The sequence below is a fragment of the Streptomyces sp. DH24 genome (genome assembly GCF_029813775.1).
GTDB lineage: Bacteria > Actinomycetota > Actinomycetes > Streptomycetales > Streptomycetaceae > Streptomyces.
The window spans coordinates 1-24,137 of sequence record NZ_JARVKW010000050.1; the positions used below are offsets into that span (position 1 = coordinate 1).

A 24,137-nucleotide genomic window follows, 5' to 3' on the forward strand; every position below is an offset into this window, starting at 1 on the left:
CGTGCCGCGGACACCGCGAGACCCGGCCCCGCGACCGGGCGGGCGCGCGACCCCCGGTGGCCCGCGTCCGAGGCGACCGACGGCGAACGCGCCCTGCTCGCCGACTACCGGCTCGGCATGCGGGCCGTGCTCGAAGCGCGGCTCGACCAGGCGATCGAGCCGCTGCGGCGCGTCGTCGCCCAGGCCGGGGCCGACGTCCGGCCGCAGGCGCTGCTGAAGTCGGCCGCCGCCGGGCTGCTGCTCGGCGACGTGGCCGCCGCCCGCCGGGCCGGCGCCCGCGCCCTCGCCGCGACACGGAACCTCGGGCCCGCCGCGTTCGTACCGCAGGCGCTGGAGTACCTCGCCTACGCCGAACTCCGCGCCGGGCGGCACGCCCAGGCACGCGCCCACGCCGAGGAGGGCCTGCGCGCCGCGCAGCGCACGGACCAGCGCAACACCGCCGCGCAGCACCACGCCGTCCTCGCCCTCGCCGCGTCCATCGAGGGGGACACGGCCGCCGTCGTCGAACACGTGTCGGCCGCGCTGACCACGGCGAGACGGCACGGACTGGCGCAGGCGGCCACCCTCGCCGAGTGGGCCGCCGCCCGCGCCGACCTGGGCCGCGGCCGGCCCCTCGACGCCGCCGACCGGCTCGGCCCGCTGGTGCGCCCCGGCCCCCGGCGCGGCCACTTCGCCGTCTGGATGCTCGCCGTGCCCTGCTACGTCGAGGCCGCGGTGCTCGCCGGCCGGCCCGACGACGCCCGCACGGTCGTCGCGGAGTTCGCTCTGTGGGCCGACTTCGGGGCCGACCCGCACGCCCCCGCCCAACTGGCCCGCTGCCACGCCCTGCTGGCCGGCCCCGACGAGACCGACGCCCTGTACCTGCGGGCCCTCGCCCGGCACGAGGAGGCGGACGGCGACTTCGAGCGGGCCCGCACCGAACTGCTCTACGGCAAGTGGCTGCGGCGGCGGCGCCGGCTGCGCGAGGCCCGCGACCGGCTCGGCGCCGCACTCGTCGGCTTCGAGCGCTCCGGCGCCCGCGTGTGGGCCGAGCAGACCCGCGGCGAGCTCCGGGCCAACGGCACCGCCCCGCACGGCACCGGGGCAGGCACCGCGCGAACCGCGCCGCACGGCCCCGGAGCCGGCCCGCTCGCCCGCCTCACCCCGCAGCAGATGCGCATCGCGCGCTACGTGGCCGAGGGTGCCACCAACCGGGAGGTGGCGCTGCGGCTGGCCGTGAGCACCCGCACGGTCGACTACCACCTGCGTAACGTCTTCGCCGCAGTTGGGGTGCGATCCCGCGTCGAACTGGCCCGCCTGGTCGAGCAGGCCGAAAAGACCGCTGCACAGCCCTAGGGACCGACCGGACGGTATGCCATCCTTCGGAGCAGGACGAGTCAGGCGGCAGCCACCGCGCAGGCGTCCGTGCCCCGGGGCCACGACGGGACGACCGGAGCCGGACGCACCGCGGACAGCCGAACGTGGGGGAGGACCGCGATGCAGCACGCCGTACGGTCACGCACAGCGATTCGCCGGGCGCCCGCGCCCGCACCGGGAGCCCGGCCGCGCCGCGTCCGGTCCCTGATCGACGCCGACGCCCTGCGGGTCCTGCACCGGGCCGCCCGGACCCTGCTGGACGACCTGCCCGACCTCACCGACCGGCTGATCGCCGCGCTCCAGGAACAGGAACCCGCCTACCGCGCCACCATCGAGAGCGACCCGGTCGGCACCTGGCAGGAGGTGCACCGGTCACTGCGGCACAGCGTCGCCTCGCTGATCGACCCGCGCGACGCCCGGGAGGCGGCCCGCCGCTGCTCCTGGCAGATCGGCGCCTCCCGCGCCGAGCAGGGCCTCCCGCTGGACGCCCTGCTGCACGCCTTCCGGCTGGGCGGCTCCCTGGTGTGGCAGGGGCTCGTCGAGGAGACCTCCCGCGCGGCCCCGGAGGAGGTGCGCCTCCTCGTGCACGTGGCCTCCGACGTGTGGAACTTCGTGGACGAGCACTGCGGCCTCGTCGCCGACGCCTACCGGCAGGTCGAGCGGCAGCTGACCTGGCGGCGCGAGAACCGGGTGCGGCTGCTGGCCGGCGCGCTGCTCGACGGCACCAGCCGCATCTCCGACCTGCCCGAGGCCGCGCAGGCCCTCGACCTGCCCGAACACGCCCGCTACGTCGTCGTCGCCGTCGCGGGCGGCCACCCCTCGGCGTGCGCCGCCGCCCGCGCCGCAGCCGTGCCCGACGGCATGCGCGTCCACTGGCACACCGGCGTGGAGGTGGACTACGGCATCGTCCTGGCCGGCGACGGCGAACTGCCGGTTCCGGCGGCCGAGGCCCCGCCCGGCGCCCGCATCGGCGTCGGCAGCGCCGTCGAGGGCCTGGCCGCCGTGGGGGACGCCCGCCGGTCGGCCGACACCGCGCTCGGCATCTGCCCCGAGGAGGGCGGCACCGTACGGCTGCCGGAACATCTGGCCGCCGCCCTCGTCGTCTCCTCACCCGCGCTCGGCAAGGCCCTCGTGGCGCGGGTCCTCGGCCCGCTGCTGCGGCTGGAGCCCGCCGACCGGGACGTCCTGCTGGACACCCTGGCCGCGTGGCTCGCCTGCGACGGCTCCGCCCAGCGCGCCGGCGAGCGCCTGTACTGCCACCGCAACACCGTCCTCAACCGCCTGCGCCGCTGCGAACAGCTCACGGGCCGCTGCCTGGCCCGACCCGCGGACGTCGTGGAGATCAGCCTCGCCCTGACGGGCCACCGTCTCCTGCGCGACTGACACCGCCGTCGCGGGCGCCCTTCCAGGAGAACGCCCGCGACGACGCCCGCCCCTGGGCCCGCCTCCGGCCCGCCCCTGGGCCCGTCCCCGACGCCGCTCCCGGCCCGTCCCTCAGCCCGTCCCCGGCCCCGCTCCCGGCCCGCCCCCCGGCTGGGCGCTCCCGGCTTCGCCGCCGGCGCGTCCGGCCTCGGGGGCGTGCCCCTTCCCTGTACCTGTGCCCGGCCTTCGTGGTGCTGCGTGCCCTGGCCAGGCCGGTCGGCGTCGGGGCGTCCGGCCGCGGGGGCGTGCCCCTGCGCCTGTGCTCGCCCTCGGGCCGCTCCCCGCCACGCGGCACTGCGCGCCCCGGCCACGCCCTCCCCGGCCACGCCCGCCGCGTCGGCGCTCCCGCCCCCCGGGCGCCCGTACCCGTACCCCCCACCCCGTTCACCCCGCCCACCACCCCTGGGCACCCGCACAACCTCCCCCCTCCCCGGTTGTAACGGCGCAGCGTACGAGCCTGAAGACCTGTACCCGTGCCCGGCGCGCGTGCTGTCGTGAGCTCCCCTTCACTTCACCCGAAGACCCGTGCCGCGACCGGCACGGTCCCGAGGAGCCGCGATGTCCCACGCACCACCGGACGGGGAACAGGCCCTGCACGTCGAGGGCCTCGACGTGACGTACGGCCGCGCCCTGTCCGCCCTCCGCTCCGTGTCGCTCACCGTCCCGCACGGCGGCGTCGTCGCACTGCTCGGCGCCAACGGCGCGGGCAAGACGACGCTGCTGCGGGCGGTGTCGGGCACGCTGCGCCTGCATCGCGGAGCCGTCACCGCCGGGACCATCCGCTACGGCGACACCGCGCTCGACGGCCGCGACCCGGTCGCCGCCGTCCGCGCCGGGGTCGTCCAGGTCCCCGAGGGCCGCCGGGTGTTCGCCGGCCTCTCCGTGGACGAGAACCTGCGCTCCGGCGGACTCGGCCTCGGCCGCCGCAGGCCCGAGCTGGTCCGCGAGGCGCGCGACCGCGTGTTCACGCTCTTCCCGAGGCTCGCCGAGCGCACCCACCAGGCGGCCGGACTGCTGTCCGGCGGCGAGCAGCAGATGCTCGCCATCGGCCGCGCCCTGATGGCCGCCCCGCGCCTGCTGCTCCTCGACGAGCCGTCCCTCGGCCTCGCCCCGCAGATGGTGCAGCGGATCGCCGGGGTGATCCGCGAGATCAACGACCAGGGCACCGCCGTCCTGCTGGTCGAGCAGAACGCCGGCATGGCGCTGTCGCTCGCACAGCACGCCTACGTCCTGGAGGTCGGCGAGATCGGCCTGTCCGGACCCGCCGGCGAACTCGCCCGCACCGACGCCGTGCGCCGCCTGTACCTGGGCGAGGCCGCCGACGACCAGGGGGCCGCGTGACCGCCCGTACCACCACACCGCCCCGGCTCGAGGTCCGCGACGTCACCGTCCGGTTCGCCGGACTGACCGCGCTCGACGAGGTGTCCTTCACCGTCGCCCCCGGCACCGTGCACGCCGTCATCGGACCCAACGGCGCCGGCAAGTCGACCTGCTTCAACGTGCTGTCCGGCCTGTACCGCCCGGCCGCCGGCACCGTCCGGCTCGGCGACACCGAGCTGACCCGGCTCGCCCCGCACCGAATCGCCGCGCTCGGCGTGGCCCGCACCTTCCAGAACATCGTCACCACCGAGGGCACCGTCGCCGACAACCTGATGCTCGGCCGGCACGCCCTGACCCGCGCGGGCTTCGCCGCCAGCGCCCTGCGCCTGCCGCGCGCCGTGCGCGAACAGCGCGAACACCTCGCCCGCGCCCGCGAGATCGCCGAACTCACCGGTCTGGAACAGCACTTCGACTCCCCGGTCGCACTGCTGTCGTACGGCGACCGCAAGCGCGTCGAGTTCGCCCGTGCCCTCTGCCTGGAGCCCAGCGTGCTGCTGCTCGACGAACCCGTGGCCGGCATGAACGGCGCCGAACGCGCCCGCACCGCCGAGGTCGTCCGTACCGTCCGCGACCACCTGGGCCTGTCCGTGGTGCTCGTCGAGCACGACATGGGCCTGGTGATGCGCCTGGCCGACGACGTCACCGTGCTCGACTTCGGCCGCGTCATCGCCCACGGCACCCCGGACGAGGTCCGCCGCGACCCCGAGGTGCTGCGCGCCTACCTCGGCACGGAGACCCCCCGGGAGGACGTGGCATGACCGGCTTGCTCGACAACGTCCTCAACGGCATCGCCCTCGGCTCCGTCTACGCCCTGGTCGCCCTCGGCTTCGTGGTCATCTTCAAGGCCTCCGGCGTGATGAACTTCGCGCACGGCTCCCTGCTCCTGCTCGGCGGCTACCTCACCGCCGTCCTCCACGACGACCTCGGCTTCGCCGGGGCGCTGGCGGTGGGCGTCCTCGTCACCGCGGCCGTCGCGGGCGCCATGGACCGCTTCCTGCTGCAACGCGGCGACCCCGACCCGCGCCACGCGCACGTGCAGACCATCGTCACCATCGGCGTCGACATCGTCCTGCTCACCGACCTGGCGCGCCGCATCGGCGGCGACCTGCTGTCCATGGGCGACCCCTGGGGCGACTCGGTGAGCGGCCTCGGTCCCATCACCGTCGCCGACAGCCGGCTCGCCGCGATCGTGGTGTCCGCCGTCGTCATCGGCGCGGTCTTCGCCCTGTTCCGGTTCACGTCCTGGGGCCTGTCGCTGCGCGCGGCGGCCGAGGACGTGGAGGCGGCGTCCCTCATGGGCGTGCGCCTGGTCCGGGTGCGCACGCTCGCCTGGTGCCTGGCCGGAGCGCTCGCCGCGCTGGCCGCCGTGTTCCTCGCCGCGTTCCCGGCACCAGGCCTGGAGCGCACCACCGGCCAGATCGCCCTCAAGGCGTTCCCCGCCGCGATCCTCGGCGGCATGGCCTCACCCACCGGCGCCCTCGCCGGCAGCATGATCATCGGCCTGACCGAGGCCCTGGTCGCCGGCTACCAGACCGACCTGCACGTCCTCGGCGAGGGGTTCGGCGACGTCGCCCCGTACGCGGTGATGATCGTGGTGCTCCTGATCCGGCCCACCGGACTGTTCGGCGCGAGAGGAGCGGCTCGTGTCTGAGCTCACCGCCCGCCTGCTGCCCGCCCGCCTGCTGCGACCGGCGCTGCCGCTCGTCCTGCTCTGCGCCCTGCCGTTCTACCTCGACGCCTTCTGGCTGCGCATCGGCCTGTTCTCCATGGCCGCGGCCATCGGCGCCGTCGGCCTCGGCCTGCTCAGCGGCACCGCCGGCCAACTCTCCCTCGGCCACGCCTTCTTCCTCGCCGTCGGCGCCTACGGCTACGTGTGGCTCGCGGGCGAGCCCGGCCCCGGACTGCCACCGGCGCTCGCGATGGTCCTCGCGGTGCTGCTGGCCGGTGCCGCAGGCGGACTGTTCAGCCCCGTCGCGGGCCGCGTGCGCGGCATCTACCTCGGCGTCGCCACCCTCGCGCTGGTCTTCATCGGCCACCACGTCCTGCTCACCGCCGACTCCGTCACCGGCGGCTTCAACGGACGCTCCGTCCCGCCCCTGGAGATCGGCGGGTTCACCTTCGCCTCCGCCGACCCCGAACTGGTCGTCCTCGGCGTGCCGTTCGGCGCCGAGGAACGGCTGTGGTACCTGGGCCTCGCCCTGCTCGCCCTCACCTGGTTCACCGCGCGCGGACTGCTGCGCGGCCGGCCCGGACGCGCCCTCGTGGCGCTGCGCGACAGCGAGACCGCCGCGTCCGTGATGGGCGTCAACATCGCCCGCTACCGCTCCGCCGCCTTCGTCGTCTCCTCCATGTACGCGGGCCTCGCCGGCGTCCTGCTCGCCCTCGCCTTCCGCCGTGTGGTCCCCGACTACTTCGGCCTCGTCCTGTCCGTCGACTACCTCGCCATGATCGTCATCGGCGGCCTCGGATCCGTCGCCGGAGCCACCGCGGGAGCCGTCTTCGTGACCGCGCTGCCCCTGCTGATGACCCGCTACGCCGACCAGCTCCCGCTGGTGACCGCACCCGGCTCCGCCGAGGGCACGGTCGGCCCGACCGAGGCGGCCCGCTACCTGTACGGCGCCGCCATCGTCGTGATCCTCCTCTACGCCCCCGACGGCCTGCACGGCCTTGCCCGGCGCACCCGTGCCCGGCTGCGCCGCCGACGGCCCGCCACCCCGCCCGCCGGGACCCCGTCGTCGTCACCCCAACCCTCACCCGCACGAACCAAGGAGCACACCCCGTGAACACGCACCACAGGCACCGCACCACCAGAGTCATCGCTGCCTCGGCCCTCTCGGCCGTGCTCCTCGCGGTCACCGGCTGCAGCTCCAAGGCGGGCGGCACCAGCACCGAGGAGGGCGGCGACGGCGTCAAGACCGGCCCCGGCGTCACCGCCAAGACCATCAAGCTGGGCGCCCTGACCGACCTGACCGGCCCCTACGCCACCCTCGGCAAGAGCATCGTGCAGGCCCAGCAGATGTGGGCGGAGGAGACCAACGCCAAGGGCGGCATCTGCGAACGGAAGATCGAGATCGTCGTCAAGGACCACGGCTACGACGTGCAGAAGGCGGTCACCGCCTACGCCGACATCGCCCCGGACGTCGTCGCCATGCCGCAGGTCATCGGCTCGCCGGTGGTCGCGGCCCTGCTCGACGACATCGAGCGCGACAAGGTGCTCACGTTCCCGCAGGCCTGGGCCGCCTCCCTGCTCGGCAAGGACCCCGTGCAGGTCCTCGGCACCACCTACGACGTCGACATGATCGGCGCCGTCGACTTCCTCGTCCGCACCAAAGGGCTGAAGAAGGGCGACACCATAGGCCACGTCTACTTCGAGGGCGACTACGGCACCAACGCCCTGGAGGGTTCCACCTGGGCCGCCGAGCGGGCCGGGCTGAAGATCACCGGCCAGAAGATCAAGGCGACGGACACCGACCTGTCCGCGCAGGTCTCGGCGCTGCGCAAGGCGGGGGTCAAGGCCGTCCTGATCAGCGCCGGACCCGCCCAGACCGCCTCCCTGGTCGGCGTGGCCGCCTCCAAGGGCCTGCGCGTCCCGGTCGTCAGCAGCGCGCCGGGCTTCGCCCCGCAGCTGATGAAGACGCCGGCGGCACCCGCCCTTGAGGCCATGCTGAACGTGGTCAGCGCGGCCCCGGCCGTCAGCTCGGACCTGCCCGGCGTCAAGAGCATGGTCGCCGCCTACCAGAAGAAGTACCCGGGCTCCCCGGTCGACTCCGGGGTGCTGTCCGGGTACAACGCCGCCCAGCTCCTCGGCCAGGACCTGGAGAAGGCCTGCGAGGACGGCAGCCTCGCCCGCGAGGACGTGGTCAAGGCCCACCGCGCACAGCGGAACGCCGACACCGGGCTCGGCACCCCGCAGGACTTCTCGGACGTCAACCGCCCCGCCAGCCTCGCCAGTTACATCCTCAAGCCCGACCCCAAGGCGGTCGGCGGAATCGTGCAGGTGGAGAAGGCCCACGAGGCGCCCGGCGTCGAGGAGTACCTGAAGTCCGGCGGCTGAGCCTCCGCCCTCGGGGTTCACAGGGAGCGCGGACGATTCGGCGCCGCCGGTGCTGAACCCGTTCGCGATCCCCTGTCCGACCACCGGCCGCCGCACGGCAGGCCCGCTGCGAGCGCCCGGCCCGCCGGAATCACCTCCGGCGGGCCGGCGGGCCGGCGTGCCGTCGCCCGGACCGCGGCTGTGCGACGGCTCGGCAGCGGCGGCGGACCACTCCTGACGGCCGCCCAACCCACGGAACCGGACGCGGGCCGAAGCGTCCTGCGTCCGTGGACTGGTTTCGCTGAAGGGCTGCTCCCTAGGATGTACTCTCAGTCAGGCCAGCGCAGTTGGCGCGTAGTGATGCTGGGGGAACGATGCAACCGGGTAAGCAGCTGTCCACGGAGATCAATGCCAACGTGCCGACGGCCGCTCGCATGTACGACTTCTACCTGGGCGGCAAGGACAACTACGCCGCCGACCGGGCGGCGGTGGCGGAACTCGACAAGGTCGTGCCCAGCACCCGCCAACTCGCCCTGAACAACCGGCGCTTCCTCCAGCGGGTCGTCAAGGTGCTCGCCGCCGACTACGGCATCCGGCAGTTCCTCGACCACGGGTCCGGCCTGCCCACGCAGGACAACGTGCACCAGGTCGCCCAGCGCATCGCCCCCGAATCGCGCGTGGTCTACGTCGACAACGACCCGATGGTCCTGGTCCACGGCCGTGCGCTGCTCGACCAGAACGACCGCACCGCCGTCATCCACGCGGACATGCGGGAGACCGACGAGATCTTCTCGCACCCGGACACCCAGCGCCTGATCGACTTCTCCGAGCCGGTCGCCGTGCTGTTCAACTCCGTCTTCCACTGCATCCCGGACAGCGAGACCGACGGCCCGCTCGCGGTGGCCCGCCGCGTCCGGGAGCGCCTGGCGCCCGGCAGCATCATGGTGATGTGCCAGCTGGTCAGCGAGGACCCGAAGGTCCGTGAGACCGTCACGGACTTCATGGACCAGGTGACGCAGGGACACTGGGGCCGGGTCCGCGAGGAGAAGGACGTCGCCGAGCTGTTCGAGGGCCTGGAGATCCTGGAGCCGGGCCTGGTCGAGGTGTCCACCTGGCGCCCCGACACCGAGGTGGCGCCCCGTCAGAGCACCCAGGAGTGGATCGAGTTCGGCGGCGTGGGACGGATCGCCTAGCCAAGACGGCCGAAGGGCCGTCGGCGTCGGTCTCCCGACGCCGGCGGCCCTTCGCGCATGTTCAGACGGAATCAGTACGCCCCGCCGGGCGCCCGCCGATCACGAGGTGGCCGGGTAACGCCCCTCCATGGTCTCGCGCAGCAGCTTCAGCGTCTCGCGCGGCTGGAGGGCCTCGTCGGCCAGCCGGTCCAGCGCGAGCCGGTACTCCTCCGTCTCGTCCCTGTCCTCCAGGAAGTTGGCGCTGCGGATGTGCTCCAGATAGACCACGTCCGGCAGGTCGAGCCCGCCGAAGCGCAGATAGGTGAGCGGGATCGCGGGTGCCGACGCGTTCGTCACCGCGAGCGGCACGACCTGGAGCGTCACATTGGGCCGCTGCGCCATCTCCACGAGGTGGGCGAGCTGCTCCCTCATGACCTCGGGGCTGCCCAGCACCCGCAGCAGAACGGATTCGTCGATGATCGCCCACAGCTGCGGGGCGTCCTGGCGCAGCAGCAACTCCGCGCGGCGCATGCGCAGTTCCACCCGGCGCTGCACCTCGCCCGAGGGCGCGTTCGGCAGGCCGCGCTCCACGACGGCGCGGGTGTAGGCGGCCGTCTGGAGCAGGCCGGGCACGTACTGGATCTCGAACGTACGGATCGTGGCGGCGGCCTCCTGGAGTCCGACCAGGCGGTCGAACCACTCCGGCATCAGCCGCTTGTCGTAACGCTGCCACCAGCCCGGCTCACCGGCGCGCTGCAGGATCTTCAGCAGCACCGCCACCTCGTAGGGGTCGGTGCCGTACAGCTCCAGCAGGGCGCGGACGTCCCGCTCGGACGGAGGTCTGCGGCCCTTTCCGGCCTCGATGCGCGACAGCTTCGCCGGGCTGAACCCGAGCTCGCGCGCCGCCTGGTCCTGGGAGAGGCCCGCGTCCTCGCGGAAACCCGCGAGCTGCACGCCGACCAGCATCTTCAGCAGAGTCGGCGCGGGCTCCGGCCGGTCCAGGTAAGGTTCGAGGCGGGAGACGCGCTGTGACTCGGCGGACATCCTGGGCTCCCCAACAGACCGGCAGAATTGAGACTTACACTATCTCACCCGGTTCGGCGATGCCGCATCCCGACGGACAAGTCACGGAAAGTCGCGCGGCCGTGTTCCGTTTGTGCACGCCGCCCGGGGCGTGCGTGGGGCACACCGCCCGGGCCCGCGCGGCGAGTGGCCGAAAACCGCCGCGCCCGGACCCCGGGCCGCGGGACTTTCAGAGCAGATGGTCGAACTCGCCCGCCTTGGCCCCGGCGAGGAACGCGGCCACCTCGGCGTTCGTGTAGACGAGCGCGGGCCCGTCGGGATCGCGGGAGTTGCGCATCGCCACGCCGCCGTCCACCAGCGCGACCTCGACGCAGTTGCCCTCGGCGTTGCTGTAGTGGCTCTTGACCCAGCGGGCGTCCAACGAGCTCGCCCGCACTCCGTTCTGCACTGGTGGCACCGCACTCTCCTTGCTGTTCGCGTCCGTGCCGCCCGCCGTCCGAGCCGCCGCGGAGGGCGACGGGCCGCACGCTCGACGGTCCTGACTGCTCCCGATCGATTTTCGCGCAATTTCTCGTGCAATTGCACGCGAGCGCCATCGGCGTGGATAATAGCCGTGGCGTCAACCCCTCGGAGGACGCCTGGTCCTGACGTCGCATCAGGGAGATGTCGTGTCGTTACCTGCGCATCGAGAGCTCCGCATGCCGAGCCCGCCCCTGTCGTGGGGGCCCGGTGTGGCGGGCCCGATCAGCGGGTTGCCGACCGACCTCCTCCCGGCCGGTGAGCGCCGGGCGCCGGCACCGTCCCCCGTGCTCCACCGGCCGACGGCCGTAGAGATGCACATCGGCTGCACCGGGGAGGGATTCGCCCGGGCGCGCGGCTTCACGCGCGACACCCTGCGCCGCTGGGACCTCGACCACTGCGCCGACGACGCGGTCCTCGTCCTGACCGAACTCGCCTCCAACGCCGTGGCCCACGCGGTCCCCCGGGCCCTCGGTGGCGACCAGGACGTCCGGCTCGGGCTCGCGCTCGGCCCCACGCACCTGACGCTCACCGTCTCCGACCCCGCCGACGCACCCCCCGTGTGCCGGCCGCCGGACGGTTACGCGCTGGAGGAACACGGCCGCGGCCTGTGCCTCGTCGACGCCCTGTCCGACGAGTGGGGCTGGACCCCGAGGCCCCCGGCGGGCAAGACCGTCTGGGCCAGGCTGTCGACCCGGTCGCACCTTCCCCCCATCTGACATGACTGCCGCGGAAAGGCCTCACGCCATGCGCACCGCTCCGACTCACCAGACGAGCACACCGCGCACAGCTCGCGAGACGCTCCCCACCGAGATGGCCGGGACCGGCCCCCTCGCCGCCGTGCACCAGGTCCCCTGGCACCAGATCCAGGACTCGACCGGCTCCGCGGCCGCCATTCCCGCACTGCTCGCCGACATCGCCTCGGGTGACGCCGACACCGCCCTGGCCGCCCTTGAGGACCTGCGCAAACGCGTCTGCCAGTACGGCTTCGTCGTGGAGCAGGCGACCGCGGCCACCGTCCCCTTTCTCTGGGAGCTCGCCCAGCTGCCCCAGGTGACCTGCCGCGCGCAGATCATCCAGCTGCTGAAGAACATCGCCGACGCCCGGCAGTGGGAGAACACCGCCACCGCATACCCCAAGCTGCTCAACCACCGTGAGAACCACGTCGTGTGGGAGCGCAAGGCCCGGCAGGCCGTCCGCGCCCGCCGCAACGCCATCGAGCGGTTGATGGACGAGAGCGACACCGAGATCGCCCGGGCCACCACGGAGCTGGCCCGCGCCCTCGCGGACTGAGGCGGCCCCCTCCTCACGCGGCGGGGGAGGGGAGGGAAGGGCGGCCCGCCCCGCTGTGGTCCACGGCGAGCGCGGCGTGATGTACTCCTCACCGACTGGCGCAGAAAGCGCTTGCCGTCGATTCCGGCAACCCGGGGAGGACCACCGCCGATGGCGTCGTCGCTGGAGAGACCACTCGACCACCGCTACCGCGGCGAGCACCCGATACGCACGCTCGCCTATCTGTTCCGCGCCGACCGCTCGCGCCTGGCCGGAGCCGTCGTCGTCTTCACCGTGAAGCACAGCCCGGTCTGGCTGCTGCCGCTCATCACCGCGTCCATCATCGACACCGTCGTCCAGCACCAGCCCATCAGCAGGCTCTGGACCAGCACCGGGATCATCATGTTCATCCTGCTGGTCAACTATCCGCTGCACCTGCTGTACGTCCGCCTGCTGTACGGCAGCGTCCGCCGCATGGGCACCGCGCTGCGCTCCGCGCTCTGCACCCGCATGCAGCAGCTCTCCATCGGCTACCACTCACGCGTCAGCGCCGGCGTGCTCCAGGCCAAGGTGGTGCGCGACGTGGAGACGGTCGAGCAGATGGTCCAGCAGACCGCCGAGACCGGGCTGGGCGCGACCACCGTCCTCGTGGGCGGCCTGGTCATCATCGGCGTCCGCACCCCCGAGTTCCTGCCCGTCTTCCTCGTCGTCGTGCCCGCCGCCGCGCTTCTCGTGGCCCGGCTCCGGGCCCGGCTGCGCACCCACAACGAGGACTTCCGGCACGAGGTGGAGACCCTGTCCTCCCGCGTGACGGAGATGACCCGGCTCATTCCGGTCACCCGCGCGCACGGCCTGGAGGGCAAGGCGCTGCGCCGCATGGACGGCACCCTGCACCGCCTGCTGACCTCGGGGATGCGCCTGGACCTGCTCAACGGCCGCTTCGGATCGCTGGCCTGGGTCGTCCTCAACGTGGTCGGCGTCCTCGTGCTGGCGGGCGCCGCGCTGATCTCGTACTACGACGTCTGGGGCGTCACCGCCGGCGACGTCGTCATGCTCAGCGCCTTCCTGACGACGCTCACCAACTCGACGACAACGTTGGCAGGCCTCGCGCCGGTCATCACCAAAGGGCTGGAGTCCGTCCGCTCGGTCGGCGAGGTCCTCCAGGCGCCCGAACTGGAGGACAACGAGGGCAAGGCCGAGCTCACCGCGCTGCGCGGCGCCGTCACCTTCGAGAACGTCGGCCACGCCTACGAGGCCGACGGGCGGCCCGCCGTCCGCGACTTCACGCTCGACGTCGAACCCGGCGAGACCATCGCCCTGGTCGGCGCGTCCGGAGCGGGCAAGTCCACCGTCCTCAACCTCGTCATCGGCTTCATCCGCCCGACGTCCGGCCGGCTCCTGCTCGACGGGACCGACATGAACACCCTCGACCTGCGCACCTACCGGCGTTTCCTGTCCGTGGTGCCGCAGGAGTCGATCCTCTTCGACGGCACGATCCGCGAGAACGTCGCCTACGGCATGGACGACGTGGACGAGGAGACGGTGCGGACGGCGCTGCGCGACGCCAACGCGCTGGAGTTCGTGGACCGGCTCCCGCGAGGAGTCGACACCCTCGTCGGCGAGCGCGGCGCGCGGCTGTCCGGCGGGCAGCGGCAGCGCCTCGCCATCGCCCGCGCGCTGATCAGGGACCCCAAGGTGCTCGTCCTGGACGAGGCGACGTCGGCGTTGGACACCCAGTCGGAGGCGCTCGTCCAGCAGGCGCTCGCGCGGCTGCTGCGCGGCCGCACCACGTTCGTCGTGGCGCACCGGCTGTCCACGGTGCGCGGCGCGGACCGGATCGTGGTGATGAGGGACGGCCGGATCGAGGAGATCGGCACCCACGAGGACCTGCTGCGCCTCGGCGGGGCCTACGCGGGACTGCACAGCGGGCAGGTCGCCTGACGGCGCACCGGTGCGCGGCCCCGCGCGCGACCCACGGCGGTGGCGCGCGGGGTCAGGCCGCGCTGCTGCGCGGGGCGCGGTGGGCGCAGGCCGCGTCGTGGTCGGTGCCCAGGCTGGTCCACCACCGCTCGCAGCAGGCGGCGTCGAGCTCCCTGCGCACGATCGTGTCGGCCAGTCGCTCGCCCTGCCCGCGCGGCCCGGCGGACAGCTCGGCGAGGGCCCGCTGCTGGTCGCCGATCACGCTCTCGCGTACGACGGCGATGGTGGGGACCAGGCTCGCCGCCGTGAACAGGAACGCCGCCCACAGCGGTCCGTACCGGTACTGGAGGACCGCGGTCCAGGCGAGCAGTCCGCTGGTGAGGACGTACAGGGTGGACAGCAAGCGGCTGTAACGGTTCATGGGGTCGTACACCGTCCGGGGTGAGGAGTCGTGCCCTCTGCACAACTGCTCAGGGCCGCCCGGGAAGCGGGTCGGCGGGGGCGAATTCCCGGCCGCTGCCCGGCACGGGCCGCTTCCGGTCGATCTTCGCCGCTGTCCGCTCAGACAACGACATGTTTTCGTCATTCCTGAGCACTTGTGCGTGTGTGGTGAATGCTTACGGCCCGTTCGGGCATACGGAGCGAAAATCGAGAGAGGGGCGCATCGTGCTCGTACCGGACCCGAAGGTCGTCAGGACGTTGCTGACGCGTTACGCGTCGCTGCAGATCGCTCAGGCGGAGCGGGACAGGCCGGCGGCGGCGCGGGAACTCGAGGACGTCAGCTACACGCTGTGCGTGATGATGGGCACCAACGACGTCCGCGAGGCGATCGACAGAGCGGACGCCCTGCTGATGGGCAAGGAACCGGCGGCCCCGGCGGCGGAGCCGGACGGCGAGAGCGACCTGTCGCTGGCCGTCTGACTCCGGCCCGTGGGCCCGCCCCTCGGATCACCCCGGGACCCGGTCCCGGGGTGATCCGGCGGACGGCCCGCGGTGGCCCGCCGAGCGCGCGGGCCCCGCGCGGAACGCCGCCCGGTAGGCGTACGGCGTCGTGCCCACCACCCGGCGGAACCGCTCGCGGAAGGCCGTGGGGGAGCCGAACCCGGCCTGGTGCGCGATCCGTTCGATCGCGTGGTCGCTGTTCTCCAGCAGGTACTGCGCGCGCCGCACCCGCGCCCGCAGCAGCCACTGCAGCGGTGTGGTGCCCGTCTGCTCCCGGAACCGGCGGCTGAAGGTGCGCTCGCTCATGCCGGTGCGCGCCGCCATCGTCCCGAGTGTGATCTCCCCGGCGAGGTTGTCCTCGATCCACTCCAGCAGCGGTTCGAACGCCGAGCCGCGCGGCACCGGCGGATGCTCGTGCACGATGAACTGGGCCTGCCCGCCCTCCCGTTCGAGCGGCATCACACACATCCGGGCGGCGTGCGCCGCGACGGCCGAGCCCAGGTCCCGGCGGATCATGTGCAGGCACATGTCCAGCCCCGCGGCGGCCCCGGCCGAGGTGAGGATCTGGCCGTTGTCGACGTAGAGCACGTCCGGCTGCACCTCGACCTCGGGGAAGCGCCGCGCCAGTTCGTCCGCGGCCACCCAGTGCGTGGTGGCCCGCAGGCCGTTCAGCAGGCCCGCCTCCGCCAGCACGAAGGCGCCCACGCACACGGACGCGATCCGGGTGCCCGAGGCCGCGGCCCGCCGCAGGGCCGCCGTCACCTCCTCGGGGAGCGGGCCCGCGTCGGGCGAACGGCCGGGCACGATGATCGTGTCGGCGTCCTCCAGCGCCTCCAGCCCACGGTCGACGCGCAGCGTCATCCCCTCCGCGCGCACCTCGGGGGAGGCGGCGCACAACCGGATCCGGTACGGGCGCCGGCCGTCCGGCAGCCGCGTCCAGTCGAAGGTCTGCATGGGCGCGGCCATGTCGAAGGGCACCACGTCGTCGAGAACCAGGATCGCCACCGTGTGCATGACCGCCACGATAGACCGGTTCCCGCCACACCGACGAGCCGCAGGTCAGCGCACTGATCACGGTAGGCGGACCGGCCAGCTGTGTTGGCGAGAACCCGTTGGAAGCTGTCGATCCAGCCCCTGTGCCCTCCCTCGGCGGCTGCCTAGCGTGGGGCCGGCACCACCGCCCGACGACCGCACCCCGCCCTCCGGAGCCCCGCACGATGACGAAGTTCCTGCTGACCCTGCACGTCCTGGCCGCGATCGTGGCCGTCGGCCCCGTCACCGTCGCCGCCAGCATGTTCCCGCCCGCGGCGCGCAGGGCGGCGGCCGCCGCGGGGGACGAGGCGCCGACGGCCGTGGGCACCGTCCGGCTGCTGCACCGCATCTGCCGCGTCTACGCGCGCCTCGGCATCGCGGTGCCCGTCCTGGGATTCGCGACCGCCGCCGCGATGGGCGTCCTCGGCGACGCCTGGCTCGTCACGTCCATCACCCTGACCACCGTGGCCGCGGGCATCCTGATCGCGTTCGTCCTGCCCGGCCAGGACGAACTCCTCGGTGAACTGGCCGGACGGCAGGCCGTCGAACGCGCCGACACGGTCCGACTGGCCATGTTCACCGGTGTGTTCAACATCCTGTGGGCCACCGTGACCGTCCTCATGATCGTGCGGCCCGGCTCCACCACCGGGGCCTGACCAGGCCGTAAGACCGTGATCCCGTTCGCGTCAAGACCTCCGCGAATTCCCGCCCCGGGGTGCCCGGACGCATACACTCGGCTGTTGTTGCCCATCACACGGGCAGACGACACGAAAGGCGCGTTGACGGGTGTTCCAGGATTCCCCCATTTATGACCGACTCGTCGCGGAGTGCGGCGACGTACCCGCGCAGGTGCGCCGGGAGGCCGAGCGAGTGAGCAGGGAACTGGAGCTGGTCATGCGCCCGCTGCACGCTTCCGGTCCCGCTCCGGGCGGCCAGCACCCGCCGGGCAACCCGGGAGCGGGCTGGCAGCGCACGGCTCTGCTCCCCGGGCCGCGCTGACCCGGCGGTACGAGACCGCCGGCGTCCCCCACGTCACCGCCGCCGTCCTCCCTGTGTCGGCGGCGGCCGCCCTCGCCGGCACGCTCAGCGCACGGTGGAGCCCTGCCCGTTGACGTGCGCGTGTTCCTGGGGTCCCGAGTGGGACAGCCATGCGGCGATGGCGCGGGCGATCGGCTGGGCCGTCTCCACCTCCACGAAGCCGAACTGGCCGGACTGGTTGCACTCCAGAAACCACCACGTGCCGTCCGCGTCCTCGGCGAAGTCGAAAGCACCGTAGGACAGTTCCGTCTCCCTCATGTACGCGTGGACCGCCTCGGCGATGCGCGGCGGCACGTCGGCGGGCCGCCACGGCGAGGTCGGGGGAGCGAAGCGGACGTCGACCTCCTCGGCGTCGGGATCGGCGGCCCTGCGGGCCGCCAGCAGCCGCTCGCCCACCACGGTCAGGCGGATGTCGGCCCGCTTGGCGACCCGTCTCTGCAGCAGGGTCGGGCCGTACGCGACGGCGGAGAAATCCGTGTCCGGCGCGACACGGCTGGTCGGCACGGCCCGCGGCGGATCCTTCGGATGCGCCCCCGAGACGGGCTTGACGACCAGATCCGGGAACCGCTGCGCGAACTCCTCGGCGGCGCGCGGAAACGTCGTGATCAGCGTGGCCGGCACGGGCAGCCCGCAGAGCTGCGCGACACGCAGCTGCCACGGCTTGTACCGGGCGCGCCGGGCCGCGTCCGGATGGTTCATCCAGCGCGCCCCGCAACCGCGGAGCATCCCGTACAACGCCTGGGAGGTCTCCTCGGTCAGCCACGCGGAGGGCTCCTCGGCGCGGCCGGCCGGGGTGCCGGGTCTGCGCACCCAGACCGACCGCAGTCCGTCGATGCCCACCAGGCGTCCCCCGGACGACAGATGACCCTGGAAGGAGCCGTGCACGTACTCGCCGGAGAGCGCGACACCGCCGGGCAGGTCGGCGGGATCGAGGCGGACCACCGGAACCCCGGAGGCGTTCAGGTGGACGACCACCATGTCGGCGGTCACGTCTTCTTCACAGGTCAGGATCAAAACGGTCATTGTCGTCCGGTCGGTGTTCAGTCGTCGAAGTGTGTCTTCGAGCCCGCGGTGGAGGTCGTGGTGGCCAACTCCCGCAGCAAGGCGTGGTCGCAGGCGGCGGGACTGCCGTCCAGGAGCACGTTCAACTGCCGCCCGGAGTCGTAGACGTACGGCACGACGGCCTCCAACTGCGCTGCCGGACGTGCGTAGTTGAGCGCGAACGGTTGCATCGCCTCTCCCTGGGTCGGTGCTTCCCCGGTCAGGCGGGGCCACCCCGTGACGCCGCCTGGTCCGCTTCTTCCTTGGACTTCCAGTCACTTATACGAATCGAACGGGTGAATGGTTTCCTTACGCTCCGTAGTGGCCGGAGGGTCACCCTGCCGCCGCGTCAGGTATCAGACCCTCGCAGGCCGCGCAGAGCGAGGAGGAGCACGCCGATGTCGTCCAGGTACACGGGATCGGGCAACAAGTCGGTCGGCAGTACGAAATAGAGCACGGCACCCCAGAAGATCCAGCGAGGTCCTGTCGGAAGCCCGGCGCGCCGCAGCTCACGCCGGGTGCGCACCAGCCGCACGAGTACCGCGACCGCCACGGCCAGCACGGCCGCGGCGAGGGCCGCGGCGGCGGCGACCAGTGCCGTCGTCGAGTCCACGCTCCCCCCTCCCATGTCCCCGTGTGCCCCGATCCCGCGTGTCCCCGTAGAGGATTCCCTGCTTGGCCAGGTGTATGGCGCCTGGCACGCAGTGTCCTAAAGGGGTTGTTGGCGGCCGAGCGTGCGGACGGGCGCGGACCGGTCACCGCGCACGGGCGCCGCCCAGCAGCCCGGTCAGCACCCGGTCGGGCGTGAGGGGCAGCTCACGGAACCGCACCCCCGTGGCATGGTGCACGGCGTTGCCGATCGCGGCGGCCGTGCCGACGATGCCGATCTCACCGATGCCCTTGCTGCCCATGGGGTTCAGATGCGGATCGTCCTCCTCGACCCAGTGCGCCTCGGTGTCGGGAACGTCGCCGTGCACCGGCACGTGGTAGGCGGCGAGGTCCTTCTCGGCGAAGTCGCCGAACGCCGGATCCACGGTGCTGTTCTCGGTGAGCGCCATCCCGAGGCCCATGGTCATGCCGCCGACGAACTGGGAGCGCGCGGTCCGGGCGTTGAGGATGCGCCCGGCGGCGTAGACACCGAGCAGCCGGCGGACCCGGACCTCGCCGGTGACCGTGTCGACGGTGACCTCGGCGAAGTGCGCGCCGAAGGCGTGCCGGGACCACGGGCTGTCGGTGCCGGCCCGGCCACCGGTGTCAGCACGCTCGGTCAGGCCCTCCTCGGGCAGCGGGCCCCGCCGCTCCGCGAGGCGTTCGGCCAGCCGGGTACAGGCGTCGTGCACGGCCCAGCCCCAGGACGCGGTGCCGGACGAGCCGCCGGCCAGCGGCGCCGACGGCAGGTCGCTGCTGCCCACCTCGGTCCTGACCCGGTTCAGGGGCACCCCGAGCGCGTCGGCCGCGATCTGCGCGAGCACCGTCCGGGCGCCGGTGCCGATGTCGGTGGCGTTGGTCCGCACGACGAAACCGCCGCCCGGCAGGGCCCGCGCGGTCGCGGTGGAGGGCCCGACGAGCACGGGATAGGTCGCGGCGGCCACGCCCGAGCCGATCAGCAGCGGCCCCGCCGCACGCGAACGCGGCCGGGGATCGCGCGACGCCCAGTCGAAGCGCCGGGCGCCCTCGCGCAGGCACTCGACGAGATGCCGGCTGCTGAACGGCTTGCCGCTGTCGGGCTCGGTGGAGGGCTCGTTGACGACGCGCAGCTCGACGGGGTCCATGTCCAGCTCGCCGGCGAGCTCGTCCATCGCCGACTCCAGCGCGTACATGCCGGGGGCCTCGCCGGGCGCGCGCATCCACGACGGCGTCGGCACGTCGAGCGCTGCCACGCGGTGCAGCGTGCGGCTGTTCGGGGTGGCGTACATGACGCGGCCCGGCGTCGCGGCCTGCTCCACGAACTCCTTGACGCGGGAGGTGTGCGTGGTGACCTCGTGCACGAGGCAGGCGAGGCGGCCGTCGCGTCCGGCGCCCAGCCGCAGCCGGTGCATCGTGGGCGCCCGGTGCCCGACGACGGCGGGCAGGTACCGCCGGGGCAGGGCCAGGCCGACGGCCCGGCCGGTGTGCCGGGCCGCCATCGCGGCGAGCACCACGTCGGGGCGGGGCGTGCCCTTCGACCCGAAGCCGCCGCCGACGTGCTCCGCGACGACGCGGATGGACTCCTCGGGCAGCCCGAACATCCCGGCGAGCACGGCCCGTACGGCGTTCGAGCCCTGGCTGGAGGTGTGCACCGTGAGCCGGTCGCCGTCCCAGCGGGCGGTGCTGGCGTGCGGCTCCATGGGGTGGTTGTGGAGCGGCGGAACCCGGTACTCCACGTCGACCCGCACGGGGCTCGCGGCGAGCTCGCCCTCCGGGTCGCCGTGCTCGCGGACGGCCGGGTGGCCGCCGTTGGCCTCCTCGGGCACGTACGCCGCGGGGTGCGCCGGCGCGAGCGTGACGTCGGGCTCCTCGCGGGAGTAGTCGACGCGCACCGCGTCGGCGCCGGCGCGGGCGGCTTCCAGGCTCTCCGCGACGACCAGGGCGACGAACCAGCCGCGGTGCGGCACCCGCGGGTTCTGCAGCACCGCGAGCGTCGGGTCGTCGGGGTCGGCGAGGCGGGGCGCGTTCTCGTGGGTGAGCACGGCGAGGACACCGGGCTGCGCGAGCGCGACGGACGCGTCGACGCCGGTCACCCGGCCGCGCGCGATCGACGCCGGTACGGGCCAGGCGTGTGCGAGGCCGGGGGAGAAGTACTCGGCGGCGTACCGCGCGGTGCCGGTGACCTTCTCCCGGCCCTCCCGGCGCTCGGCGGGGGCGCCGAGGGCGGGGCCTGCCCCGGTGGCCCGCGGGCCGGCTTCGGCGGTGGTCCGGGAGCCGGCCGCGGTGGCGTTCGTGGCCGCGGCTTCGGCTCCGGTCCGGGCGTCGGTCATGGCGGGAAGCCTCCTCGGGAGCGCCGGTTCAGGTCCGGGCGGGCGCGGCGAGCCGGGTCAGGACGTCCAGGGCGATGCCGCGCGCCAGCGGCACCTTGTAGGCGTTGTCCCGCAGGGGCCGCGCGGCGGACAGTTCCAGGTCGACGGCGCGTTCGAACGCCGCCTCGGTGGGCGCGGCACCCAGCAGGGCCTCCTCGGCGCGGCGCGCCCGCCAGGGCCGGTGCGCCAGCGCGCCGAACGCGATCCCGGCGTGGGCGACGACACCGTCCTCGACCCGCAGCACCGCCGCCACGGACGCCAGCGCGAAGGCGTACGACGCCCGGTCCCGCACCTTGCGGTACGCGGACGGCAGCCCGGCGGTCGCGGCGGGCAGCAGCACGCCGGTGACGAGTTCCCCGGGCCGGATCTCGGTGTCCTGCTCGGGGTGGTCGCCGGGCAGCCGGTGGAAGTCGGCGGCGGCCATGCCGCGGGCGCCGTCGGGACCGTACAGTTCGACGCCGGCGTCCAGCGCGGCCAGCGCCACGGCCATGTCCGAGGGGTGGGTGGCGATGCACCGCGCGGAGTGCCCGAGCACCGCGTGGTCCCGGTGCACGCCGTCCCGCGCGCCGCAGCCGCTGCCCGGCTCGCGCTTGTTGCAGGGCTTGGAGGTGTCCTGGAAGTAGGGGCACCGGGTGCGCTGGAGGAGGTTGCCGCCCGTGGTGGCGGCGTTCCGCAGCTGCCCCGAGGCGCCCGCGAGGACCGCCTGCGACAGCGCCGGGTACCGGTCCTGGACGGCCGGGTGGGCCGCGAGGTCGCTGTTGCGGACCATGGCCCCGACGCGCAGGCCGCCGTGGGGCAGCTCCTCCACGGCGTCCAGCGGAAGCCGGGTGACGTCCACGAGGGCGGAGGGTGTCTCCACGCCGAGCTTCATCAGGTCGACGAGGTTGGTGCCGCCGCCGAGATAGCGGGCGCCGGGCCGGACGGCGCACTCGGCGGCGGCTTCCGCCACGCTGCCGGCGCGCACGTAGGCGAAGGGCTTCACCGGATCACGTCCTCCACGGCCTCGGCGATGCGCGGATAGGCGCCGCACCGGCACAGGTTGCCGCTCAGCCGCTCCCGGATCTCCTCGCGGCCCAGCGGCACGGGCCCGCCGGTGGGCGTCGCCGGATCGGTGACCCGCGAGGGATGGCCCGCCGCGGCCTCGGCGAGCGCGCCGAGCGCGGAGCAGATCTGACCGGGCGTGCAGTACCCGCACTGGAAGGCGTCCCGGTCCAGGAAGGCCCGCTGCAGCGGGTGCGGCTCCTCCCCGTCCCCGGCGAGCCCTTCGACGGTCGTGACCTCGCAGCCGTCCAGCGCGACCGCGAACAGCAGACAGCTGTTGACGCGCCGCCCGTCGACCAGGACGGTGCACGCGCCGCACTGACCGTGGTCGCAGCCCTTCTTCGCGCCGACGAGGCCGAGATCCTCCCGCAGCACGTCCAGCAGGACGCGGCGGTTGTCGACCGTGAGGGTGTGCGGTTTGCCGTTGACCCGGAGCGTGGTGTCCGAGTGGTGCTGGAGCGACGCGGCGGTGCCGCCGGGCCCGCTGTCGTCGTGGTGCCGGCTGCCCATGGGCGGATGACCTTCCGGGACGGACGGGCGTGCTGCTGTCCGCACCGCGTATCCAGGTTGCGGCGGCCGACACATCGACCGCCCCGGACGGCCGGACAGGCCGCCCCGACGGCCTACCGGCCGTCGTCCTCGCGCCCGGTTTCGGCGGCCGGAGCGGACCGCGGGCCCCTCACCCTGAACCGGTCCAGGGTCCGCGTCAGCTGCTGCAACGGCGACGCGGGGGCGGGAAGGGACACGGGCTTGGGGCCGCCGCCCGCCCCGTCCGCCTCGCGCAGGGCGGCCAGTGCCTCGTTGGCCGCCTCGGCCGCCTCCCGGTACAGGTCGCGGGACTTCGTCATCGCTTCCAGCGCCTCGGCGTACATCGCGACCAGCCGGCGCTCGCGGGCGAGCTCCTCCTCCAGGGTCAGCAGGCGCCACTGCTCGCGCAGCGCCGTCAGCGCCCGGTCGGCGTCCTCGGGCAGCGGCCGGTCAAGGGCGGCGTACGCGGTCACCGCCGCGACGAGCTCGGCCGGCTCGGAGCCGTCCAGGAAGACCGCGCGCACCGAGAAGTCCCGGTCGTCGTACCCGGCGGGCGGCGGATCGCCGGGCAGGACGACCGCTCCGCCGCGCGGGACCTCCACGTCGAGCGCGCGCAGCGCCCAGTTGACGACCCGCAGCTGCTGGGGGGCCGCTCTGTGCTCCACCACGCGGTGCCGCAGTCCGGGCGGCAGGTGCCGGGCGAGGGGCACCCGGCCGCGCTCGTCGGTCGTGTGCGCCTCGTGGACGACGACGTGCACGCCCCAGGCGCTGCGCCCGGCGTCGCGCAGCAGACGGCGTGCGTCCTTGTCGTCGTCGGGGAGGGGGTTGATGTCCCGCAGGCGCAGGCCCGTGGTCGCGTCGTGGTCCCAGGCGGTGTCCGGTGCGTCCGGCCAGAACATGGTGGCGGGCGAGGGCCATGCCTGGTCCCAGTGCTGTTCGGCCTCGGCGATCAGCAGCCAGTCCTGCCCGCCGCCGGACGCGGGGGCCAGCTCCAGCCGGGCGCGGACCGTGACCGTGCCGTCCACCCGCCAGCGGGCTTCGAACACGCGGTGTCCGCCGGTGCCGTCCGCCCCGTCTTCCCCGGGGGCTTCGGCGCCGGGCAGTTCGAGGAAGTCGTCGAGGACCTGGCCGTCCTTGTGGCGTTTCAGGGTGCCGAGGACGACGTCTGCCGCGTCGGTTCCGGTGTGGCGGCCGCGGGCCGGCCACACGGTGGGGGGAGCGGGGCGGGCGGTTCGGGAAGTCGGCATGGGTCCATCTGGAGGCAGGGGCTGGTGCGACTGCCAGTATCGCCGCCGCGGGGCGCGGAAGATCGGCCGGGGGTGTCCGGCCTCGCCCGGTCCCGGCGGTCCGCTCCCGGTCGAGCCGCCGGTCGGGGCGGGTTTCGCGGCCCGTGGCGAGGTCCGTCACACCGGGCGCGTCGGC

At 73.9% G+C, this 24,137-nt stretch carries 25 protein-coding genes; 14 read left to right on the forward strand and 11 right to left on the reverse strand.

Translation table 11 applies throughout. The annotated features are described in order from the left end of the window. From QC282_RS28170 to QC282_RS28205, 8 genes are all read left to right on the forward strand, one after another. Nucleotides 1–1,335: helix-turn-helix transcriptional regulator (locus tag QC282_RS28170; RefSeq protein WP_279552397.1), on the forward strand; the 1,335-nt coding region annotated here is incomplete at its 5' end. 141 nt (nt 1,336–1,476) lie between these two features. Beyond that, nucleotides 1,477–2,739, forward strand: coding sequence for a helix-turn-helix domain-containing protein (locus QC282_RS28175; protein WP_279552398.1), 1,263 nt, complete (start codon nt 1,477–1,479; stop codon nt 2,737–2,739). Nucleotides 2,740–3,336: 597 nt separating this feature from the next. Beyond that, complete coding sequence (locus QC282_RS28180; protein WP_279552399.1) at nt 3,337–4,119, forward strand: ABC transporter ATP-binding protein; 783 nt, start codon at nt 3,337–3,339, stop codon at nt 4,117–4,119. Continuing rightward, nucleotides 4,116–4,916, forward strand: coding sequence for an ABC transporter ATP-binding protein (locus QC282_RS28185; RefSeq protein ID WP_279552400.1), 801 nt, complete (start codon nt 4,116–4,118; stop codon nt 4,914–4,916). The genes QC282_RS28180 and QC282_RS28185 overlap by 4 nt, the downstream gene beginning before the upstream one ends. Beyond that, on the forward strand, nt 4,913–5,809 hold the full coding sequence (locus tag QC282_RS28190; protein ID WP_279552401.1) for a branched-chain amino acid ABC transporter permease: 897 nt from the start codon (nt 4,913–4,915) through the stop codon (nt 5,807–5,809). The genes QC282_RS28185 and QC282_RS28190 overlap by 4 nt, the downstream gene beginning before the upstream one ends. A 16-nt stretch (nt 5,810–5,825) precedes the next feature. Further along, nucleotides 5,826–6,941, forward strand: a complete 1,116-nt coding sequence (locus QC282_RS28195; RefSeq protein ID WP_279552433.1) for a branched-chain amino acid ABC transporter permease — start codon at nt 5,826–5,828, stop codon at nt 6,939–6,941. After that, nucleotides 6,938–8,212, forward strand: a complete 1,275-nt coding sequence (locus QC282_RS28200) for an ABC transporter substrate-binding protein (RefSeq protein WP_279552402.1) — start codon at nt 6,938–6,940, stop codon at nt 8,210–8,212. Before QC282_RS28195 ends, QC282_RS28200 begins: the two co-directional genes overlap by 4 nt. Nucleotides 8,213–8,565: 353 nt before the next feature. After that, the gene (locus QC282_RS28205; RefSeq protein WP_279552403.1) at nt 8,566–9,384 is read left to right on the forward strand and encodes an SAM-dependent methyltransferase; all 819 of its coding nucleotides are present in this window, start codon (nt 8,566–8,568) and stop codon (nt 9,382–9,384) included. Nucleotides 9,385–9,483: 99 nt separating this feature from the next. On the opposite strand, the gene QC282_RS28210 is transcribed toward QC282_RS28205, so the two are convergent. Together QC282_RS28210 and QC282_RS28215 are read right to left on the reverse strand one after the other, a co-directional pair. Next, a complete protein-coding gene (locus QC282_RS28210) occupies nt 9,484–10,407 on the reverse strand; it encodes a helix-turn-helix transcriptional regulator (protein WP_279552404.1) in 924 nt (307 codons plus the stop codon). Between the two features lie 208 nt (nt 10,408–10,615). Then, nucleotides 10,616–10,843 carry a DUF397 domain-containing protein gene (locus tag QC282_RS28215; RefSeq protein WP_279552405.1) on the reverse strand — a complete coding sequence of 76 codons (228 nt, stop codon included), beginning with the start codon at nt 10,841–10,843 and terminating at the stop codon, nt 10,616–10,618. A gap of 241 nt (nt 10,844–11,084) precedes the next feature. Here QC282_RS28215 and QC282_RS28220 point away from each other — a divergent pair, with 241 nt between their 5' ends. From QC282_RS28220 to QC282_RS28230, 3 genes are all read left to right on the forward strand, one after another. Next, a complete protein-coding gene (locus tag QC282_RS28220; protein ID WP_279552406.1) occupies nt 11,085–11,624 on the forward strand; it encodes an ATP-binding protein in 540 nt (179 codons plus the stop codon). A gap of 28 nt (nt 11,625–11,652) precedes the next feature. Continuing rightward, nucleotides 11,653–12,198 carry a hypothetical protein gene (locus tag QC282_RS28225; RefSeq protein WP_279552407.1) on the forward strand — a complete coding sequence of 182 codons (546 nt, stop codon included), beginning with the start codon at nt 11,653–11,655 and terminating at the stop codon, nt 12,196–12,198. Between the two features lie 150 nt (nt 12,199–12,348). Next, on the forward strand, nt 12,349–14,118 hold the full coding sequence (locus tag QC282_RS28230; RefSeq protein WP_279552408.1) for an ABC transporter ATP-binding protein: 1,770 nt from the start codon (nt 12,349–12,351) through the stop codon (nt 14,116–14,118). Nucleotides 14,119–14,170: 52 nt separating this feature from the next. Here the strand turns inward: QC282_RS28230 and QC282_RS28235 are convergent, their stop codons facing one another. Next, a complete protein-coding gene (locus QC282_RS28235) occupies nt 14,171–14,518 on the reverse strand; it encodes a hypothetical protein (RefSeq protein ID WP_279552409.1) in 348 nt (115 codons plus the stop codon). 245 nt (nt 14,519–14,763) lie between these two features. On the opposite strand from QC282_RS28235, the gene QC282_RS28240 reads away from it, so the two are divergent. Beyond that, on the forward strand, nt 14,764–15,018 hold the full coding sequence (locus QC282_RS28240; RefSeq protein WP_279552410.1) for a DUF5133 domain-containing protein: 255 nt from the start codon (nt 14,764–14,766) through the stop codon (nt 15,016–15,018). A 27-nt stretch (nt 15,019–15,045) separates the two neighbouring features. On the opposite strand, the gene QC282_RS28245 is transcribed toward QC282_RS28240, so the two are convergent. Continuing rightward, nucleotides 15,046–16,053 (reverse strand): GlxA family transcriptional regulator, encoded by a 1,008-nt coding sequence (locus QC282_RS28245; protein WP_279552411.1) that lies wholly within the window; start codon nt 16,051–16,053, stop codon nt 15,046–15,048. 203 nt (nt 16,054–16,256) lie between these two features. Between QC282_RS28245 and QC282_RS28250 the strand changes: the two genes are divergently transcribed. Both QC282_RS28250 and QC282_RS28255 read left to right on the forward strand, forming a co-directional pair. Continuing rightward, a complete protein-coding gene (locus QC282_RS28250; protein ID WP_279552412.1) occupies nt 16,257–16,727 on the forward strand; it encodes a hypothetical protein in 471 nt (156 codons plus the stop codon). Between the two features lie 130 nt (nt 16,728–16,857). Further along, complete coding sequence (locus QC282_RS28255; protein WP_279552413.1) at nt 16,858–17,070, forward strand: hypothetical protein; 213 nt, start codon at nt 16,858–16,860, stop codon at nt 17,068–17,070. An 84-nt stretch (nt 17,071–17,154) separates the two neighbouring features. Here QC282_RS28255 and tgmB read toward each other — a convergent pair whose 3' ends face one another. From tgmB to QC282_RS28290, 7 genes are all read right to left on the reverse strand, one after another. Beyond that, complete coding sequence (tgmB, locus tag QC282_RS28260; RefSeq protein ID WP_279552414.1) at nt 17,155–18,132, reverse strand: ATP-grasp ribosomal peptide maturase; 978 nt, start codon at nt 18,130–18,132, stop codon at nt 17,155–17,157. 17 nt (nt 18,133–18,149) lie between these two features. Continuing rightward, on the reverse strand, nt 18,150–18,341 hold the full coding sequence (tgmA, locus tag QC282_RS28265) for a putative ATP-grasp-modified RiPP (RefSeq protein WP_279552415.1): 192 nt from the start codon (nt 18,339–18,341) through the stop codon (nt 18,150–18,152). A gap of 158 nt (nt 18,342–18,499) precedes the next feature. Next, nucleotides 18,500–18,763 carry a YkvA family protein gene (locus QC282_RS28270; RefSeq protein WP_279552416.1) on the reverse strand — a complete coding sequence of 88 codons (264 nt, stop codon included), beginning with the start codon at nt 18,761–18,763 and terminating at the stop codon, nt 18,500–18,502. Between the two features lie 142 nt (nt 18,764–18,905). Further along, nucleotides 18,906–21,107, reverse strand: coding sequence for a xanthine dehydrogenase family protein molybdopterin-binding subunit (locus QC282_RS28275; RefSeq protein ID WP_279552417.1), 2,202 nt, complete (start codon nt 21,105–21,107; stop codon nt 18,906–18,908). Between the two features lie 28 nt (nt 21,108–21,135). Next, a complete protein-coding gene (locus QC282_RS28280) occupies nt 21,136–22,128 on the reverse strand; it encodes a xanthine dehydrogenase family protein subunit M (RefSeq protein ID WP_279552418.1) in 993 nt (330 codons plus the stop codon). Further along, a complete protein-coding gene (locus QC282_RS28285; protein WP_279552419.1) occupies nt 22,125–22,697 on the reverse strand; it encodes a (2Fe-2S)-binding protein in 573 nt (190 codons plus the stop codon). The genes QC282_RS28280 and QC282_RS28285 overlap by 4 nt, the downstream gene beginning before the upstream one ends. A gap of 113 nt (nt 22,698–22,810) precedes the next feature. Next, nucleotides 22,811–23,962 carry a hypothetical protein gene (locus tag QC282_RS28290; protein WP_279552420.1) on the reverse strand — a complete coding sequence of 384 codons (1,152 nt, stop codon included), beginning with the start codon at nt 23,960–23,962 and terminating at the stop codon, nt 22,811–22,813. Nucleotides 23,963–24,137 lie beyond the last annotated feature (175 nt).

Coding starts and splice junctions, on each gene's coding strand:
- QC282_RS28245 (WP_279552411.1), bottom strand. CDS start 16,053: ATGCACACGGTGGCGATCCTGGTTCTCGACGACGTGGTGCCCTTCGAC.
- QC282_RS28180 (WP_279552399.1), top strand. CDS start 3,337: ATGTCCCACGCACCACCGGACGGGGAACAGGCCCTGCACGTCGAGGGC.
- QC282_RS28220 (WP_279552406.1), top strand. CDS start 11,085: ATGCCGAGCCCGCCCCTGTCGTGGGGGCCCGGTGTGGCGGGCCCGATC.
- QC282_RS28210 (WP_279552404.1), bottom strand. CDS start 10,407: ATGTCCGCCGAGTCACAGCGCGTCTCCCGCCTCGAACCTTACCTGGAC.
- tgmB (WP_279552414.1), bottom strand. CDS start 18,132: ATGACCGTTTTGATCCTGACCTGTGAAGAAGACGTGACCGCCGACATG.
- QC282_RS28235 (WP_279552409.1), bottom strand. CDS start 14,518: ATGAACCGTTACAGCCGCTTGCTGTCCACCCTGTACGTCCTCACCAGC.
- QC282_RS28285 (WP_279552419.1), bottom strand. CDS start 22,697: ATGGGCAGCCGGCACCACGACGACAGCGGGCCCGGCGGCACCGCCGCG.
- QC282_RS28290 (WP_279552420.1), bottom strand. CDS start 23,962: ATGCCGACTTCCCGAACCGCCCGCCCCGCTCCCCCCACCGTGTGGCCG.
- QC282_RS28225 (WP_279552407.1), top strand. CDS start 11,653: ATGCGCACCGCTCCGACTCACCAGACGAGCACACCGCGCACAGCTCGC.
- tgmA (WP_279552415.1), bottom strand. CDS start 18,341: ATGCAACCGTTCGCGCTCAACTACGCACGTCCGGCAGCGCAGTTGGAG.
- QC282_RS28250 (WP_279552412.1), top strand. CDS start 16,257: ATGACGAAGTTCCTGCTGACCCTGCACGTCCTGGCCGCGATCGTGGCC.
- QC282_RS28230 (WP_279552408.1), top strand. CDS start 12,349: ATGGCGTCGTCGCTGGAGAGACCACTCGACCACCGCTACCGCGGCGAG.
- QC282_RS28175 (WP_279552398.1), top strand. CDS start 1,477: ATGCAGCACGCCGTACGGTCACGCACAGCGATTCGCCGGGCGCCCGCG.
- QC282_RS28205 (WP_279552403.1), top strand. CDS start 8,566: ATGCAACCGGGTAAGCAGCTGTCCACGGAGATCAATGCCAACGTGCCG.
- QC282_RS28190 (WP_279552401.1), top strand. CDS start 4,913: ATGACCGGCTTGCTCGACAACGTCCTCAACGGCATCGCCCTCGGCTCC.
- QC282_RS28275 (WP_279552417.1), bottom strand. CDS start 21,107: ATGACCGACGCCCGGACCGGAGCCGAAGCCGCGGCCACGAACGCCACC.